This is a genomic window from Edaphobacter sp. 4G125 (assembly GCF_014274685.1).
Lineage (GTDB): Bacteria > Acidobacteriota > Terriglobia > Terriglobales > Acidobacteriaceae > Edaphobacter.
In genome coordinates this window covers 710280-726890 of record NZ_CP060393.1, presented here as the reverse complement: position 1 = coordinate 726890, position 16611 = coordinate 710280, and the positions used below count along the sequence as shown (strand labels likewise).

The window sequence follows — 16611 nt, the reverse complement described above, 5'->3', positions numbered from 1 at the left end:
AACCGGCGACGCCCCCTGATGGATTAAGACGCAAGACTGCGCCGTGGGTTGCGGAGCAGATTCTGGTGAAATGAAAATCCTATTGCGCGGTATACCGAACTACCTCACATATGTGAAGGTTCCACATTTATCAGTGGAGTTCGAGATAGCATCAAAGGTAAAGACCGGAGGTTTGGCCCCCGAGAAGAAAGCCAGCTGAAGAGTATTTCCGGACGCATACGTGACCATCCACTGAACGTTTTCGCTTCCACATAGGTTGTTCTTGTGCAGGAATGTTTTCGCCGCAGGAACATTCAGGCGGTAGAGACTGCCAGCACCACCGCTGTTCGAATCGGTATCGAAGACTGCACTCACCTCGGCTGCATTCATATCACGAATCCGAGACATAGTGGTGGTGTAGAAGTTGATGGTCAATTTCTCTTCGGCAAGCACGATATCGCCGGTAATGCTCTTCGCTGTGTTGCTCGCGGCTCGCCAATAACCTAATTCCTGGGCTGCCAGCACAAGAGGCGCGAGAAGGAGGGCGGCGATGGAGCCTAAAAGGAAAACACGCTTCATGGTTTAAGCATGACACCATGAAGCGTGTTTGCGGAAGTCATGTTCCCAATATTAGTCACGACTGCGGCGCCCACCCATCAGCTGCAACACAGCGAGGAAGATGTTGATGGCATCGAGATAGATCGACAGCGCAAGCATGGTGGCCGAAGCTCCGTCGCCACCTGCGCGAATGCGCGCGAAGTCTCCCACTGTCAGCAGGGTGAAGACACCGAGTGTCAACCAGGAGTAGGTATCCGGCGTAAGGAAGTGGAAGAACATGCTGGCGATACCGGCGATGATCAGCAGAATCAACGCGGCGAATCCAATGCCCGCGATGCGGCGGTAGTTGATACTGAACAGATACGAGATGCAGCCCATCACCGCCATACCGCAACCAGTTGTCGCAGCAGCATTGAAGACCATACCGCTGCCGAAAGTGCGGATATAGCGCTGGATCAGCGGACCGATCTCCCATCCCATGAAGTAAGCGAGAAAGAGGAAGAGGCCGAGCGCAACCGCAGGGCTCTGGCGGCGCGTAAGGTTGATGGCGAAAATCAGGCCGATAACAGCGATAAACCCGACAAAGGTTCCCCATGGTGGTGCAGTGGCCACACCAAAAGCAGTAATCAGAAAACCGAGCGCGGTAATGCCAAGCACCTTTGCCAGCAACGAGGTCGCTTCCTCGCGCGGGGCATCGATGACGGTAGGGTAACCGCGGTACTGGTCCATACGATAGTCGTTCATTGCCATGCTTTTAACTCCAGTACTATTGGACGCTTTTACGAGCGATTTGTCATGTCACGGCAGCCGCGGCCAAAACATGACTGGACGTTCGAGCAGGTATGGGCTAGATTGATATCCGGTTCCCACCATCTCCCCTTTGGGCTCGTTTCCCTGGCTCCCATGTATTTCTCGGGCCTCTTCCGGCCATGGATACGCCTGCAGCCACGACTGCAAGGTACTCCGCTAGTCAGACGAAGCAGCTTGATGACGCCCGTTCTACTCTGGGCTGTTTTCAAGGATCTGCCTTCGTGATCGGCCTCCGATACAGCTTTACAGGGCTATGCGTTCAATCGATCCATGTTTGAAGAATGGAGATGCATATGAACAGACTGTGTAAAGCAGTTTGTACCTTCGCCATCGCGCTTTCCACTACAGTTACCTGCCTCAGAGCCTTCGGACAGGCGACGATCCTGGATGATGTTCAGCGCCTTGCTCCGGGTGTGGTTGCAGACACCGCGCTGGGCTACATCTATGGCTATCCGCTGATGATGTTCGGGGTCACCGGGCGGATTGGAAACAACGTCCCCGATGCAATGACAAAATTAGGCGGCGCTCCTCTTAACCAGTTCGGTAAAGAAATGGTTCTGCCAGATGCCACGTTTGCTGCAGTTGTGCTTCCCAGCACGTCTACACTTTATGCTTCGTCGTTTCTGAATCTGTGTCAGGAGCCGGTCATTCTTCATATTCCGAATATGAGCGGCCGCTTCTTCATCCTGCAGATGCTGGATGGATGGACCGAAGTGAGCGCACAGTCGCCTGGCACCCGATTGGGCAGCATGGAAGGTGATTATGTGCTGGTAGGGCCGGACTGCGGAGCCTACAAACAGCCCTTGATTACAGGCAATTTTGTGGACGTCATCAGGATGCCAACCAGCTCGATGTGGATCATCGGACGTATCTACACGAGCGGTTCGGATTCAGATATCAACTACATCAAGAGCAGCATCTACCCAGGCCTGACGTTAACGCCGTGGAGCAAGTACAAACAGGGCGAGCCATACACTCCCCCGGACACACTGTCGACGCAGCCTTATGGCGATGTTGTGACACCGCCGGTACGGCAAGTTGATGCCATGGAAGCATGCGCATTCTTCGGCAATCTTGCATCGATGCTGTACTACAACCCTCCAGTGAAACAGCAGGATGACCTCGCAGTCCTGGCGCTGAAGAGGCTGGGTGTGGTTGCAGGACAACCCTTTGATTGCACAACGCTACGGGACGATAAGCTGAACAGCATCCAGCAGGGGCTCATTCTTGCAAAGAAGATTCTGGACACGAACATCGCGACCAGACCTACCAGAACAGGATGGACCGTGTCTTTGGATGTGGGGAACTATGGCGTTCGCTATTTGCTACGCGCCGAGGTAGCTAAAGATGCGTTAGGCGCCAATCGCGCTGTCGATGCGGTGTACGGCTATACCCAGACCGACGGTAGTGGGAATGCGCTAAACGGCAGCAAGAACTATGTCATTCACTTTAAAAAGCCGGGGCTGAATCAGGGGATTCCGCCGGTAAGCTCGAAGGCATTCTGGTCGCTGACGATCTACGACGCGAACGGCAAGCTCGTGCCGAGTCCTGATTCGACGGTGGAATGGAATGCCGTAGGAATACCGATGGTGCAGAATCATCCAGCGTGCCCGAACAGCGATGGCTCGCTGGATATCTACCTGCAGCCAACTACACCAACGAATGTCCAGCAGAAGTGTAACTGGTTGCCTACACCACCGAAGAGCGGTTACATTGCGTTTCTGCGGTTGTATATGCCGGATCAGGTTGTGCTCGACGGGGATTGGATTCCTCCGGCGATCGGCTCGAACTAGAAAAAGGACAGAGAACAACGGCATCAGAGCCTGGATGAACTGCTGCCGTTGTTGTCATGCAGGTTAGCCGGCGATGATGTGCGTTGCGAGATCGATCGAGACTGAATCAATAGGAGTCTTGCCGACTCCAGTGCTGGCGGCTGTGTGGAACTCTATACGAAGTGTCGTCGCATTGACGACAACGCGCATGTAACCGTATTCGATGGTGTTGTAGTTCTCAAGCGTCAACGTGTTGTCGATCTTGTAGGGAGTGCGATAGGCGGAGCGCATGTTGGAGAGCGGCGAATGTCCTCCGCTGCCCGCGACAAGGAAAGGAATCTGCAGGTTGTTAATCGTCCTGGTGAAGCGCTGGTAGTTGTGCGCATGGCCGGAGAAGACGGCGTGCGGCCATACACCTGCGCTCTTGCAGGCTGAGTCGATGTCAGCGAGCATCTGCGGGCTTCCTCCGTGCACGGAGCCGCCCGTAAACGGAGGATGATGCACGGCGATAATAACGGCGCCGGTGAAGTTGTCGGACTTCACGCGCTTGAGAGCGGCGGTGAGGAAGTCAACCTGCCGCGAATCCAACGTCTTATAAGTGCCGCTCTGGTCGGAGATGACGCCTGGGTCTTCCAGAACATTGCTGTAGAGACCCAGAATGCGAACGAAGGGGCAGTCAAAGGTGAAGTACACCCCGGGTTGGATCATGGTGCTGCGTAACAGGCCACCTGCATCGGGAGAAAGCCCAAACGACGGCGCACAAAAGTTGCGTAGAAAGGCTGTAAGTGTGGCTTCGGGATCAGTAGCGTAAACGACGCCATCGTGATTGCCGGGGATTGCGACGATAGGCGCGGGATAGAGTCGGTAGGGCTCGAAGAATTGATCGTAGTAGTAGCTGGATTCCCCGAAGTAATAGACGAGATCGCCGAGATGGAAGAAGAACGAGGGAACATCGGCGGAGTTGGTCTCGCTGAAGTCCGTCACCATCTTATCTGCTACAAGCGACTGGGTGGCGGGGCCTTTGGCGCTGCCGGTGTCGCCCACTGAGTGGAAGACGATCTGGCCGGCCTTCTGGATGTTCGAGACAATCGTTGTTCCCTGGGAGCCGTAGACTTGCGCCAGTGTCAGGACAGGCTCGACGGCACCGTTGACCGGTTGAGGAACAGCTTCGACAACCTGTAGCCCGACATCCTTCTGGTCGGTGACAGGATTTTTAAATCCAGTCGGATCTGGTGATGGCGCAGGCTGGCCAAAGATCGGATTGCTTGTCTTTGGAAGACTTGGGGGAGTCTTCGGGTTCCCGGGCTTCGGCTTGGTTGGAGGCTTCGGTTGCTTCTTGGCGGGGAGGCTCTTCTGCGGAGTCGGCATGATGCGTGCCTTTCAGAGGGAGCAGTTTGGTCTTGCGCCGTGTCGGCGACGTTAGCTTATACCAGCCAAGTGTCCCAGAAGATGAAGAAAGGCTTATGGGGTTGGAGGAAGCTCGCGAATCTTGATATTCCGAAAGGAGACGGGAAAGCCGTGGTCTTGCAGCAGAATATAGCCATCATGCTTCTCGCCGAAGCCGGGCCAGACGTGATATTTGCTGTCGGCGACGAGCTTGCGGAACTCGGGGGTGAAGCGTTCGTACTCGACGACCTTCACGCCGTTGAGCCAGTGCTCGCCGTGGGCTCCGCGCACGACGATGCGCGCGGTGTTCCACTCGCCGATGGGCTTGACGGGCTTGTTGGCCGCGGCGGGAATCATGTCGTAGAGCGAGGCGAGGGTGCGGTCGCCGTTGACGCCCTTCTTCGCGTCGGGGTGCACGGCGTCGTCGAGGATCTGGTACTCGAAGCCGATGGCCGAACCGGGGCCTTTGTTGAGGTCAGGGTCGACGAAGTACTTGATGCCGCTGTTGGCTCCGGAGGTGATGCGGAAGTCGACGAGCAGCTCGAAGTTGGCGTACTTGCGTGTGGTGATGATGTCCCCGGCGTTGCCGCCCTCTTCGCCGCCATGCTCGGTGACGGAGATCATGCCATCCTTGACCTCCCAACCGGTGGAGGGGAAGGTGGGGCTGTGGTCGCCGCGCCAGCCGTTAGAGGTCTTGCCATCAAAGAGGAGATGCCAGCCCTGGGCCTTTTCGGCTGCGGTGAGGGTGTTGGGGGCTTGCGCGATGGCAGGGAGGGTGGCGGCCAGAGTGAGGGCTAGGAGGGTTCGGGTGCGCATGGGGACTAATGGTAACGCGTGAGAGCGGCTTACGTTTGTGCGTGTGTGTGGTTGCTGGCTGTGCCAAGAATGGTATTTCACGTGTGACCCCCTCCCCCTGTTTTGCTGCAAAATATTCAAAACAAATGGTTTATTTGTAAAATATTGTAAATAAACGACTTACCGATTCTGCATGTCCTTTGAATGCGACGTTTGGCAGTTCTCCCCCAGTTTTAAGTTTAGAGAATTGGTGGAAACTCATCGTCGGTTTTGAAGCCTTTATTTTATTGTTCAAGTGCTTGATTTAGAGGGCTTTATTCGGATGATTGAATTTGCGGGGGCTTGACAACAATTTGGTCGCGGCGGGTTGAGCAGGTGGGTCATGTTATGCCCGTGCTGTGATATTCTCGCGTTCCTCTTGGAGAAGCGGCCATGAAATTGTCGGTGCGGACCGATGGATTTGAGGGGTAAGCGAAGCGTGCGCAGGAGCGTGCGGGAAAGCTTGCACGCGGGGAAAAGGTTGTTGCGGAGAAGACGATCAACTTCGAGTCGGCGCTGGAGATGAGAAAGGTGCTGACGGTCGAACGCTTCCGAGGAAGCAGGCTTTGTCCGTTACGGGATTAGCTACAGTCCTGAAGCGCGATCCGAAGTCGGTGCGGCAGGATGTGCTGAAGCTGGTGCGAGTGGGTGCTCTCAGAACGCGAAAGGAGATCAATCCGGGGCATGGACGAGAGAAGATTGTGGAGCCGGTGGCCGAACGGGTTGAGATGCGGGCTAGTTTTTAGTGGGGGCTGAAGGCGGTTTGCGCTTTCACGCGAATACCCACCTTAGCCGGCGTTGGCGCCGAAGATGGGGCACCCGATTGTGTAGGTTTGGTTAGATGTGGGGCACCCCGCCTGTCTGTGCCGAGAACGGTATTCACGTTCGATCTCCCTTTTTTTCCGCAAAATATACAAAATAAATGGCTTATCTTTAAAATATTGCAAACAAACAGCTTACCGATATTCATGTGGCTTTGCCCGATATCTCCCCCATGCCCAAATATCCATTCTTCTGCCCAAGAAATCTACATTGTCTACCTCATAGTCTTGGGGACGAGGATTTGACTGTCTAGTACTTATTTGAGAAATAACTAGGCTTACGAAGTCGGTTAGATATCTATCTGCGTGATTGGAGATCTTATTCGGCGTCTATCATTAGACGCTGCCAAGTCATGTCTATGGCCTTCACGAGATGCTTAATCGCATTTGTCTTTACAGTGTCTACTGACATGTGTATTCTCCTAGGCATGGCAGATACGACTGACATTGATTACGCCGAAACTTGGAAAAATGTGTTCATGAAGAAGGTGGAGCTCACGGATCGCAGAGCGACTCTTGAGGCCGAGCTCAGCGATATAAACACCCAGATCGGGCATCTCAACGAAATCATGAGCCATCTCGCTCCGCTTGCAGGTGTTCCTGCAAAAGAGAATCTCGCAACCTTGGGGATTACAGACGCAATTCGATGGGTGATGGAGAAATCGAAGGAGCGAATGGCTCCCAAGGATGTGCATGACGAGCTGCGCGAAAAAGGCTTCGATATGAGTACGTTGTCTGCGCCTATGGCTTCTATTTACAAGATACTTGCTCGTTTGGCGGGCAGCAGTACGCCAGAAATCCTTCGCGAAAAAGAAGAGGACGGAAAAGTGTTTTACCGCTGGATTGAAAAATCTGACGACATACCTTTTTAGAGTTTTACGGGGAGGGTTTGATATTCCGGTGTAGCAGCGCAGGCAGGGAGTCGTTTCTGAGGCGGGTTCCCTGCCTGCACCCTTCAACGGAGAGATGCCAGAGTAAAAATGGGGTGGTCTGCAAAACCACGGCACTGTGCTAGTACACAGTCGGGGGTGTGAATCCCCCTCTCTCCGCCAAATTTGAAAGATCGTGGCTATGATGCCTTGATTTTGAGCTTGCGCGGTTTGTTCCAATAAGGAGATTTGGAGCTTGGACAAACCTTTGGCTCTCCCACAGTGAGTTACGTCGTACCCACGCGTGAGAACATCTCCCGCATTTATACCCTTTTTGGCAAGGGTCTTTCCAGAGAAACCAAAAATCCAGTCATCCTTTGTAGCCTTGGTTCGAATGATCGGTTTCCAAATAGCAAGGAAAGCCTCTTATCTGCGATGCATGGTGCGCCCCCATTGTCGACGACCATCTTGCATACGAAAGAGTTCAAAATATCCACCAAGTCCTAAGCCTTACGGATAAATTCTGTTCAATGTTCTTGCGAATGGAATCGTTTCTCTTACATGGTCCAGGCCGCAGATCCAGGCTACGGCTCGTTCGATGCCCATGCCGAAGCCGGCGTGGGGGACGCTGCCGTACTTGCGCAGGTCGAGATACCACTGGAAGGCGGCCAGTGGGAGATTGTGTTCTTCGATGCGGCTTTTGAGGAGGTCGTAGTTGTCGACCCGCTGGGAGCCGCCGATGATCTCGCCGTAGCCCTCGGGGGCGAGGACGTCGAGGCAGAGGGCCTTGGTGGGGTCGGCAGGGTCGGGCTGCATGTAGAAGGCCTTGATAGCCGCGGGGTAGCGATGCACCATCACCGGCTTATCGAATTGGCTTGAGATGTACGTCTCGTCGGGGCTGCCGAAGTCGTCGCCGTCCTTGTGCGGATTCTCCAGCTTGCCCTCGGCGTAGGCCTTCTCCAGCATCGCGTGCGCTTCTTCATACGACAGACGCGGAAACGGCCCGAGCGCAGTGATAGCTTCCAGCTTCGAGACGTCGCGGCCGATAACCTTCAAATCAGCGCGATGCGATTCGAGCACACGAGTAACGATGTGCGTGATGAAGCTCTCGGCGAGGTCCATCAGTCCGCTGAGTTCGAGGTGCGCAACCTCAGGCTCGATCATCCAGAACTCGGTGAGGTGGCGGCGGGTCTTCGACTTCTCGGCGCGGAATGTGGGGCCAAAGCTATAAACCTTGCCGAGCGCAAGCGCGGTAGCTTCGATGTAGAGCTGGCCGGACTGGGTGAGGTAGGCCTTGTCGTCGTCGAAGTAGTCCATCTCGAAGAGCTCGCTGGTGCCTTCGCATGCATTCGGCGTCAGGATCGGCGGATCGGTGCGGATGAAGCCGTTGGTGTCGAAGTACTCGGCCGCTGCGCGCATGATGGTGGCGCGCACGCGCAGGATGGCGGACTGGCGCGGAGTACGCAGCCAGAGGTGACGATGCTCCATCAGGAAGTCGACGCCGTGCTCCTTGAGCGTGATCGGAAAGGGATCGTCAGCGGAAACGGGTGAGATGACGTGGATGTCTTCGACGTCGAGCTCGTAACCGGAGGGCGCGCGCGAATCAGCCCGCACCTTACCAGTGACGGTCAACGAGGATTCAAGCTGCAGCTCTTTCAGGGTATTGAAGACCTCTTCGGGCACAGCAGCTTTGGGTACGATGCCCTGGATCGTTCCCGTGCCGTCCCGGAAGGTGGGGAAGAGCAACTTGCCCGAGGAACGGATGTTGTACAGCCATCCTCGCAGGGTGATGGTCTGGCCCTCATGCTGGCCGATAGTGGCGATAGTGACAACAGGTACCGTAGCGACTTCACTGGACATAGCAATATTGAGTTTACTCGGAAGTCCCAGTTACAAGGGATAATGGCTTCGCCCGCCAGAATCGGAATCAAGGAGCGAATTCTCTGCATGCGCACCTCCGAGTGGATTCAAATCGGCTTTGCCGCTGTCTTTACGGTTGCAGCCTGGGCAACGGCATTTACGCCTCGACCTTTACCTATGAGCCGCAGATGGAAAGTCTCTGCGCTTGCGGTTGTGGCGTTCCTTGTCATCGCCTTTGTGCATCTCGCAGAACCGCATCTATCGCACGACAGTTTTCTAACCCTACTCGACGTTGTTACCGGCGCGCTCTTTCTTGTTCCCTACTGGCAGACCGGGCAGTTCTTTCTTGGGCCGAATCCGCAGGTCCAGAACCGGCTCGAAGCCTTCGATCGTTGGCTGCTGCCCAATATCTCTTCACGATCTGGCACGAAGCGCAACTCGATCGGCTTTGTTCTGGAGATGGCATACCTCTCCTGCTATCCGCTGGTTCCGCTCGCGCTCATCGCTGTTTATGCTGCTGGGCTGCGTGAGAAGATCGACGAATTCTGGTTTGTACTTCTTATCTCGACCTATCTTTGTTACGCGATCACGCCCCTGGTTCCAGCATTTCCGCCGCGCGCGCCTTCAGGCGAGCCACCGATGTCTGCGGAACGAGGCCAAGAGGCAAATAAAGGCCGCGTCTTTAATCGCTGGATCCTGAAGCACGGAAGCATCCATGCCATCTCGTTTCCCAGCGCACACGTAGCTTCGGCCTTTGCCATCGCGCTTGTGCTGCTCCATCACTCTCTATGGCTCGGAGCGATCTTTCTGGTGATCGCGGTGCTGATCTCTCTCGGAGCTGTCGTCGGACGCTATCACTATGCACTCGATGTCTTGATGGGAGCCGTGACAGCGCTAATCGTCTTTGGTATCCACTCCTACCTACCTACCTGATCACTCCGTTGTTGTATCACCGTATTTTGTAAGCTGTAGAGCGTGGCCACGGACCTCTTCGATGAACAGAGTCACCTTGTTCTCGATTAAGTCCGGACGGTCAATCATTACGTTATGCGTACTGTCTTTCGCGATAATTCTTTGACTTCTTGTTGAGAGTTTTTTCAGGTCTTCCTGCATCTGAGTCCACGCATCTTGCCTATCAATCTCTTGTTTCGTGGAATGCGATTTAACCAGCACTTTGGCAGGATCATGCGAGATGATCAGAATTGGAAGGGAGCCATAAGGCCCGGTATGGACTGTCTCTTCCCCAGATGCCTGGAAACTGTCCAGCTCTCCGGACATAGCGCTGTAATGCATTCGGCAGATGTCTTCAGCCCGCAATTTTCTGAAATCAGCATTCGCACCTTGCGCCGAAGGCGAACACATTCCAATGAGACGTGGAATGCCGGCTATCATTGCTGCTCTATAAAGCCATGACGGAGGTCCTTTTGACCCAGTATTGAAAGCAGGATTCTGATCCTGCAATGGCGTCGATACATCGATCAATACCATTCCAACTACATTATCTGGATAGCGCGTGGCATAGTCACGCACATAAAGCCCGGCGATGGAATGTCCCATGAGGATGATCGGGCCAGTAACATCGGCCTGAAATAGCATTTGGTGCAACTCATCTGCGATGTGATCTGCGTCGCGAGGCACTAGCTGTGGATCGCTCCAACCGAATCCCGCGCGGTCATAAGAGCAAACGCGGGTAGTCTTTGAAAGTACTGGCTGGATTTCTCCCCAAGTTGTAGAGTCATTCCCCAGGCCAGCATCAAGGATGACAGTGGGGGATCCGCTACCAGTGCAATTGATGTACATTCTGCGCCCGTTTACCTGGACGAACTGTCCAGAAGGCGGGTGTGACGACCAGAAATGGCGGATCGCAATTGCGTTAAACGAGCTGCTCCCTGCGATCGCCGCTGTAACAAGAAGAATCAAGCACAACATAATGCACTCGATAATTTTTCTCCATCGCGGGACACTCTTCGTTAAGAGAGAGCGCATGCGACGAAGAATCAACCAAATGATAAGAATTCCAACAAGCAGGATAATTGCCGGAGAAACAACGTAGTCGATATCCAGACATCACCTCATTCTCACGAGTTCAATCCAACCGAATTGCAAAGAAACAGCTGTCAAAGCGCGTTGGGCTTGTGGCGTTTATTGATCGGATTACGACTATATCGGTATTCGACTATAAGATCAAGCCAAAATCAATTCACAACAGCCGCCATAGAGAAGCGAGATGGAATGCACCGCATCTCCATCTCGCCTTGTTTCTACATTCCCTTTGGCCACTTCGTCGTTGCTTCAAGCGGCTCGCCGGTTTCGAGCATGCTCTTGAGGCTTGAAAGAATCGACGGCCAACCGGTCGAGACAGCTCCCAGCAGCTTTGATCCAGGGACCTCAATGGAGTGAGCTACCGTGAGTTTGACCATATCGCCCTGTTGCTCCAGCTCGAAGCTGCAGCGCGAAACGCCTTCGGCCTTCATCTCGGGAATGAACTGATTCTGCCAGTTCAATACCAGTCGGCGCGGCCGATCGATCTCGACGACTTCTCCGCTGTCTCCCACACGACCATCGGGAATCATCAGCTTCCAGGACGATCCCTTCTCCCAAGCGGAGTCTTGCCAAGTCTCGGCCCAGTATCTGCGTGTAAATTCCGGCTTCGTCAGTGCGTCCCACAGTTTCTCGGCTGTGGTGCGGATGCAGATGACATAAACAAAACGTTCGCCTTTTGTGATTGGCTCAGCCATGCTCTTCTCCTTCCAGCTTCTTCTTCAGTTCGCTCAGTACATCGAGCCGTGCCCGTTCATACTTCCCGATCCAGCGATCTGCGATCTCATGGATCGGAACAGGATTCAGGTAATGCAGCTTGTCGCGTCCGTGTTTGCGCGTAACGATAAGGTTTGCTTCTTCCAGCAAGGCCAGATGCTTGGAGACTGCCTGCCGCGTCATCTCCATCTCCGCACACAGCTCATTCAACGTTTGGCCGTTCTGTTCAAACAACCGATCCAGCAGTTGCCTACGGGTTGGGTCTGCTAAAGCCCGGAAGACGAGATCCGCATCCATTGCTATAGACAATAGGCAACCAAATGGTTGCATGTCAACCGAAAAGATGAGGCTTGGGCTTTACGCAGCTGCCTCAGAGATGAGCACTATCTGCAGCGCTCTTTATGTTCAATCGCGATTTTCGCCGTAGAAAGTATTACTTGTGCCCGCCAGCACTATTGCTGCTTGAACCGCCGCTGGGTACACCGCCTCCGCCACCACCACCACCATGGAAACCGCCTGCGCCACCCACTGAGCCACCACCTCCGTGGAAGCCGCTTCCGCTATCCATTGAGCCGCCGTTTCCGCCACGGAACCCTCCACCTCCAGAAGCAGAAGCTCCTCCATGCCATGATCCAGATGGAGCATTTCCTGCGTGTTCATTGCGGAACGAGTTGGATGGGTTATTCGATTCAGATCGCCAGGACTGTGCGTTTTGATGAGATCCGTTCGGTAATCCCGGATGCACAACACCGGGTGTGGCTATGCGGTTCGCTGCAGTCTCACGATTTGGCACACCTTGCGGAGCCGCAGGCGGCATATAGACCTCACGGTTGACGAATCCTCTGTGCTCGACATGACTGGAGATGCCGTGCAGGCCTCCCCAGGTACCTCGCGGAACACCAAGACCTGCTGAGTTTTTCTCGAAAACGAAGTTACCGGGACGATCCACCCTTGAAAAGACCAGTGGAGTGCGGTTCGCAGGAAGTAGCGTATCTTTCGGTGTCGTGCCAGGGCGTACCGGTCCGGGCGGTCTAAGAGTTATCCCTCCGCGTGACGTTTGCGGTGTTCCAGGCTTACTGGGAATCGGTCTTCCAGCAATCAGCGGCGTTCCATTCGCCAACCCTATCCAGGATGAACCCGGTTGCCAGCCCCAGCCCACTCCAGGGCAGAAGGCCCAGGAGCCGGAGTGATAAGGAAGCCATCCCCATGGGTAAGGTGAGACCCAGGAGTAACCGGCACCCTGATACCACGCCCACACCCCGTTGCCATAAGGGTCCCAGGCCGCATTGGCAAAGTATGGTCGCCAGAATGACCCACAGCCTCCGACGTTCATGAAGGCCCCGTAGTAGTTCATATCGGAGACACCGTACATGTACGACGATCCGGTAAAGGCTTTGGCCTTCGCATAGCGATCGTGATATTTGATCGAGTCCTTGTCCCAATCGTCGTAAGAAGCTTCTTCGATCTTCTTGGTGACCTCGATCTTTTCCGGCGAAACAGCGGGGTCATAAACGGCGGTTTGTTTCTTGCTCACTGTTGTGGACCATGAGCCCGCCTGCATTGCAGCTTTACCACTGAAGACAGCCAGGGTCGTCTTTTTCCCTTCCGTCTCAAGGCGAAGGTGCGTCCCGGGTTCGACGTTCACGGTTGTGCCGTTTGCCTTAATCGTGAACTCGTTTCCTTTTGTCTTCTCAAGACTGAGGTACATCGTCCCCTTCAGCAGTTGAACAGTTGTTGCCGTGGCTCCGCTGCTATGCCGAATAAGCTGCGGGAAGTTCACCTGCGAGTTTTCTGGAACCCGTAGAGAGCTACCGTCTTCAAACTCGACTTCAGCATAACCATCAAAGGTCGCCAGCCGAGCATTCTGCACAAGAGGCATATTCGGCACGGCCCCCTCGACCTTGCCATTGCCGCGATCAAATCCAATTTTTCCCTGTGCCTGACTTAGCCGCACCATGCGTACATAGGAATCGCCAGGAGAGGTTGTTGTATTCGAAGTAGCGACAGGGTTTTGCGGTGTTTGTACAGGATGGGTCTGGCTGGGGGTGTCAGAAAACTTTGTCTCTACGCTATTTGCGGAGGTTGAGATCTTCTCCTGGGCAACGAGTCCAGTCGACAACCCAACGAAAATTGCGGCCGCGATCCAGTTCCCTCGCATAGAGCACCTGGCTTGCCGACTCGGCAGGCGGAGAAAGTATACTCCCAGTTTAGATATTTGGTCTTTCAAGAAAGATGCTCTTTGGAAGGTTCTTTTGAGTAGCTAGAACCTCTCCGTTAGCTGGCTATTGGGAAATGCTTGCACATACGGCCTATAATGACCTATGGCAATCGCTAATCCGGCCCCCAAGCAGGCCGGCTCCGAGCCAGACTCGCATGACTCGAACGGCCACCCGGAGACTCCAGATAGCCCTGCAAACGTTGAGCCCAAGGCTGCTCCGTTGGCGGGAGTTTCCTCCGGCGGCTTGACCACACCGTCGTCTGCCTCGCATCTTCAGGGATTCGCAACCGAAGAGATCCACACGATCGATGAAAAGTTCCAAAAGCTTCTGGACACGGTTCACCAGAACCGTCCTGCGGATGATCTGGGGATTATCCGAAAGGCATGGGATTTCTGCCTGCAACAACATGAGGGACAGAAACGAGCCAGCGGCGAGCCCTATGTGATTCATCCGCTTGAAGTTGGTCAGGTGCTGGCCGAGCTGAAGATGGACTCCACGGCCATCGCCGCCGGTCTGCTGCACGATGCAGTCGAAGATACGGATGTCACTTCCGCCGAAATCGCCAAACGTTTCGGTGAACAGGTCGCCCACATCGTCGAAGGCGTTACCAAGCTAGACAAGATCAAGTTTGCCAACCGCGAGGACCACCAAGCCGAAAACATCCGCAAAATGCTGCTGGCCATGGTCACCGATGTTCGCGTGGTCATCATCAAATTGGCCGACCGCCTACACAATATGCGGACGCTTGAGCACCTGAAGCCGGAGAAACAGCAGAAGATCGCACGCGAGACGCTGGAGATCTTTGCTCCTCTGGCGCACCGGCTCGGCATGGGCAAACTGCGTGGCGAGCTTGAAGATCTGGCCTTCCGCTATACCGATCCGTTCACCTATGAGCAGGTTTCGACTGAAGTCGATGCGTTGCGTGGAGCGGGTGAGGAGTTCCTGAAGAAGATCGTCGCACGACTGGAAGATAAGCTGCGCGAGTTTAAGATCGAAGGCCGCGTAGAGTGGCGTATCAAGCGACTCTATTCGATCCAGCAAAAACTGCAGGACCAAAGAATCCCTGTCGATCAGGTATACGACTTGCTGGCGGTTCGCGTGATTACTAAGACCGTGCAGGATTGCTACGCCCTGCTAGGCTTGCTGCACTCGATCTGGCGGCCGGTACCGGGGCGCATCAAGGACTTTATCGCGATGCCGCGACCGAACCTCTATCAGTCGCTGCATACCACGCTGATCGCAGAAGGCGGACATCAGTTTGAGGTACAGATCCGCACCGAAGACATGCATCGCGTGGCCGAAGAGGGCATCGCGGCACACTGGAAGTACAAGGCAGATGACAACGTCAGTGCAAAGGACGAGCAGAGGCTCGCCTGGGTTCGTCAGCTGATGGAGTGGCAGCGCGAAATGACCGACCCCAACGAGTTCATGTCGACGCTGAAGATCGACCTGTACCCGGAAGAGGTCTACACCTTTACACCGAAGGGTAAGGTCGTCGTTCTGCCGAAGGATGCCAGCCCGATCGATTTTGCCTATTCGATTCATACCGAGGTTGGAAACACTACAGTCGGCGCGAAGGTAAATGGCCGAATCGTTCCCCTGCGGACTCGGCTGAAGAACGGCGATATCGTCGAGATCACGACGCAGACCGGACATACTCCAAGCCGCGACTGGCTGAGCTTTACCAAGAGCTCCAAGGCGCGCAACAAGATCAAGCACTGGCTTAATGAACATCAGCGCCAACGCGCGATGGAGATTGGCCGCAAGCTGCTGGATCGCGAAGCACGCAAATACAAGATCGCCCTGAGCCACTACTCGAGTGCTGACTACGATCGCGTGGCCGGAGAGTATGGCATGACCAGCGAAGCTGAGCTGCTGGCCGCTGTGGGCTTCGGCAAATACTCCGCGCGACAAGTACTGAATAAGCTCGAGCCAGGCTCAACGGCTGCCGTCGAAACTACGCAGGCTGAACCAGGAATAGTCGGCAACGCAGTGGGGCAGATGTCGGAAGCCGTCAAGCGCGTCTTCTTCAGCCGAGGTTCGGAGTCCCTGCAGGTGGAAGGACAGGACGACCTGCTGGTCTACCGGGCAAGATGTTGTAACCCGATCCGCGGTGAGGAGATTATCGGCTACGTCACTCGCGGCAAAGGTGTCGCGGTCCATGCACGAAGCTGTCCCAACGTCCAGAACCTGCTCTATGAGTCCGACCGCCGGATTCAGGTGGAATGGGCACCAATGCCGACAGAATCCGGTTCGATCAAAGCCCAGACCTATCCGGTGAAACTAACCGTCTTCTGCGAAGACCGCACCGGAATGTTGAAAGAGTTCACGGCCATCATCTCTGACGACGGAACGAATATTCGAAGCGTGGATACAAAGCCGCTTCCTGATGGACAGGCTATGGTCGACTTCGTGATTGAAGCGACAGATGTGCGTCATCTGAACCGCCTGGTCGAACGCCTTCGCCGCGTCCCTGGAGTGCGTGAGGTTCAGAGAGTGCAGAAGATTTGATCTCTTCCCAACTGTTTGCACCACGCATGGAGCAAACGATCAAAAATATCCACATCTCCCACAAAACCCGCGTATTTCCACATGCAAATAGCTCTTGCCTCAAATTCATTCGGGAGTAATATCACTTTCACCGGGGGAGCAATCCTCCAGCAGGAGAGGACAAACAAGGAACTATCCGCGAGGATCTGGAAGGAAAATTCAGGCGGCCCGCAAGGGAAGCTAGAGGGAACCAGCC

General features: G+C 54.7%; 14 protein-coding genes and 1 tRNA gene. 6 read left to right on the top strand and 9 right to left on the bottom strand.

All coding sequences use genetic code 11. The features are described from left to right. Positions 1 to 99: 99 nt before the first annotated feature. Both H7846_RS02995 and H7846_RS02990 read right to left on the bottom strand, forming a co-directional pair. Entirely contained in the window at positions 100 to 558 is a 459-nt protein-coding gene (locus H7846_RS02995; RefSeq protein ID WP_255460816.1) for a hypothetical protein, read from the bottom strand. A 51-nt stretch (positions 559 to 609) separates the two neighbouring features. Beyond that, entirely contained in the window at positions 610 to 1287 is a 678-nt protein-coding gene (locus tag H7846_RS02990; RefSeq protein ID WP_255460815.1) for a Bax inhibitor-1/YccA family protein, read from the bottom strand. Between the two features lie 353 nt (positions 1288 to 1640). Here H7846_RS02990 and H7846_RS02985 point away from each other — a divergent pair, with 353 nt between their 5' ends. Next, a complete protein-coding gene (locus H7846_RS02985) occupies positions 1641 to 3140 on the top strand; it encodes a DUF1254 domain-containing protein (RefSeq protein WP_186695059.1) in 1500 nt (499 codons plus the stop codon). A 63-nt stretch (positions 3141 to 3203) separates the two neighbouring features. On the opposite strand, the gene H7846_RS02980 is transcribed toward H7846_RS02985, so the two are convergent. Both H7846_RS02980 and H7846_RS02975 read right to left on the bottom strand, forming a co-directional pair. After that, entirely contained in the window at positions 3204 to 4487 is a 1284-nt protein-coding gene (locus H7846_RS02980) for a metallophosphoesterase family protein (protein ID WP_186695058.1), read from the bottom strand. 93 nt (positions 4488 to 4580) lie between these two features. After that, positions 4581 to 5321, bottom strand: a complete 741-nt coding sequence (locus tag H7846_RS02975; RefSeq protein ID WP_186695057.1) for a 3-keto-disaccharide hydrolase — start codon at positions 5319 to 5321, stop codon at positions 4581 to 4583. A 584-nt stretch (positions 5322 to 5905) separates the two neighbouring features. On the opposite strand from H7846_RS02975, the gene H7846_RS02970 reads away from it, so the two are divergent. The 3 genes from H7846_RS02970 to H7846_RS02960 all read left to right on the top strand — a co-directional run bounded on the left by H7846_RS02970 (position 5906) and on the right by H7846_RS02960 (position 7212). After that, positions 5906 to 6085: a hypothetical protein gene (locus tag H7846_RS02970; protein ID WP_186695056.1), complete on the top strand. Its 180-nt coding sequence runs from the start codon at positions 5906 to 5908 to the stop codon at positions 6083 to 6085. A gap of 503 nt (positions 6086 to 6588) precedes the next feature. Beyond that, positions 6589 to 7032: a hypothetical protein gene (locus H7846_RS02965; RefSeq protein WP_186695055.1), complete on the top strand. Its 444-nt coding sequence runs from the start codon at positions 6589 to 6591 to the stop codon at positions 7030 to 7032. Between the two features lie 88 nt (positions 7033 to 7120). Continuing rightward, positions 7121 to 7212, top strand: a tRNA-Cys gene (locus H7846_RS02960). A 327-nt stretch (positions 7213 to 7539) separates the two neighbouring features. On the opposite strand, the gene asnS is transcribed toward H7846_RS02960, so the two are convergent. Further along, a complete protein-coding gene (asnS, locus tag H7846_RS02955; protein ID WP_186695054.1) occupies positions 7540 to 8889 on the bottom strand; it encodes an asparagine--tRNA ligase in 1350 nt (449 codons plus the stop codon). Between the two features lie 87 nt (positions 8890 to 8976). Between asnS and H7846_RS02950 the strand changes: the two genes are divergently transcribed. Then, entirely contained in the window at positions 8977 to 9822 is an 846-nt protein-coding gene (locus H7846_RS02950; protein WP_186695053.1) for a phosphatase PAP2 family protein, read from the top strand. On the opposite strand, the gene H7846_RS02945 is transcribed toward H7846_RS02950, so the two are convergent. The 4 genes from H7846_RS02945 to H7846_RS02930 form a co-directional block, all read right to left on the bottom strand. After that, entirely contained in the window at positions 9823 to 10818 is a 996-nt protein-coding gene (locus H7846_RS02945) for an alpha/beta fold hydrolase (RefSeq protein WP_222597540.1), read from the bottom strand. 332 nt (positions 10819 to 11150) lie between these two features. Then, a complete protein-coding gene (locus tag H7846_RS02940; RefSeq protein ID WP_186695051.1) occupies positions 11151 to 11627 on the bottom strand; it encodes an SRPBCC family protein in 477 nt (158 codons plus the stop codon). Continuing rightward, positions 11620 to 11943: an ArsR/SmtB family transcription factor gene (locus H7846_RS02935; protein ID WP_186696152.1), complete on the bottom strand. Its 324-nt coding sequence runs from the start codon at positions 11941 to 11943 to the stop codon at positions 11620 to 11622. Before H7846_RS02935 ends, H7846_RS02940 begins: the two co-directional genes overlap by 8 nt. A gap of 136 nt (positions 11944 to 12079) precedes the next feature. Beyond that, positions 12080 to 13804 carry a FecR family protein gene (locus H7846_RS02930; protein WP_186695050.1) on the bottom strand — a complete coding sequence of 575 codons (1725 nt, stop codon included), beginning with the start codon at positions 13802 to 13804 and terminating at the stop codon, positions 12080 to 12082. Positions 13805 to 13967: 163 nt separating this feature from the next. Between H7846_RS02930 and H7846_RS02925 the strand changes: the two genes are divergently transcribed. Beyond that, positions 13968 to 16376: a RelA/SpoT family protein gene (locus H7846_RS02925; RefSeq protein ID WP_255460814.1), complete on the top strand. Its 2409-nt coding sequence runs from the start codon at positions 13968 to 13970 to the stop codon at positions 16374 to 16376. Positions 16377 to 16611 lie beyond the last annotated feature (235 nt).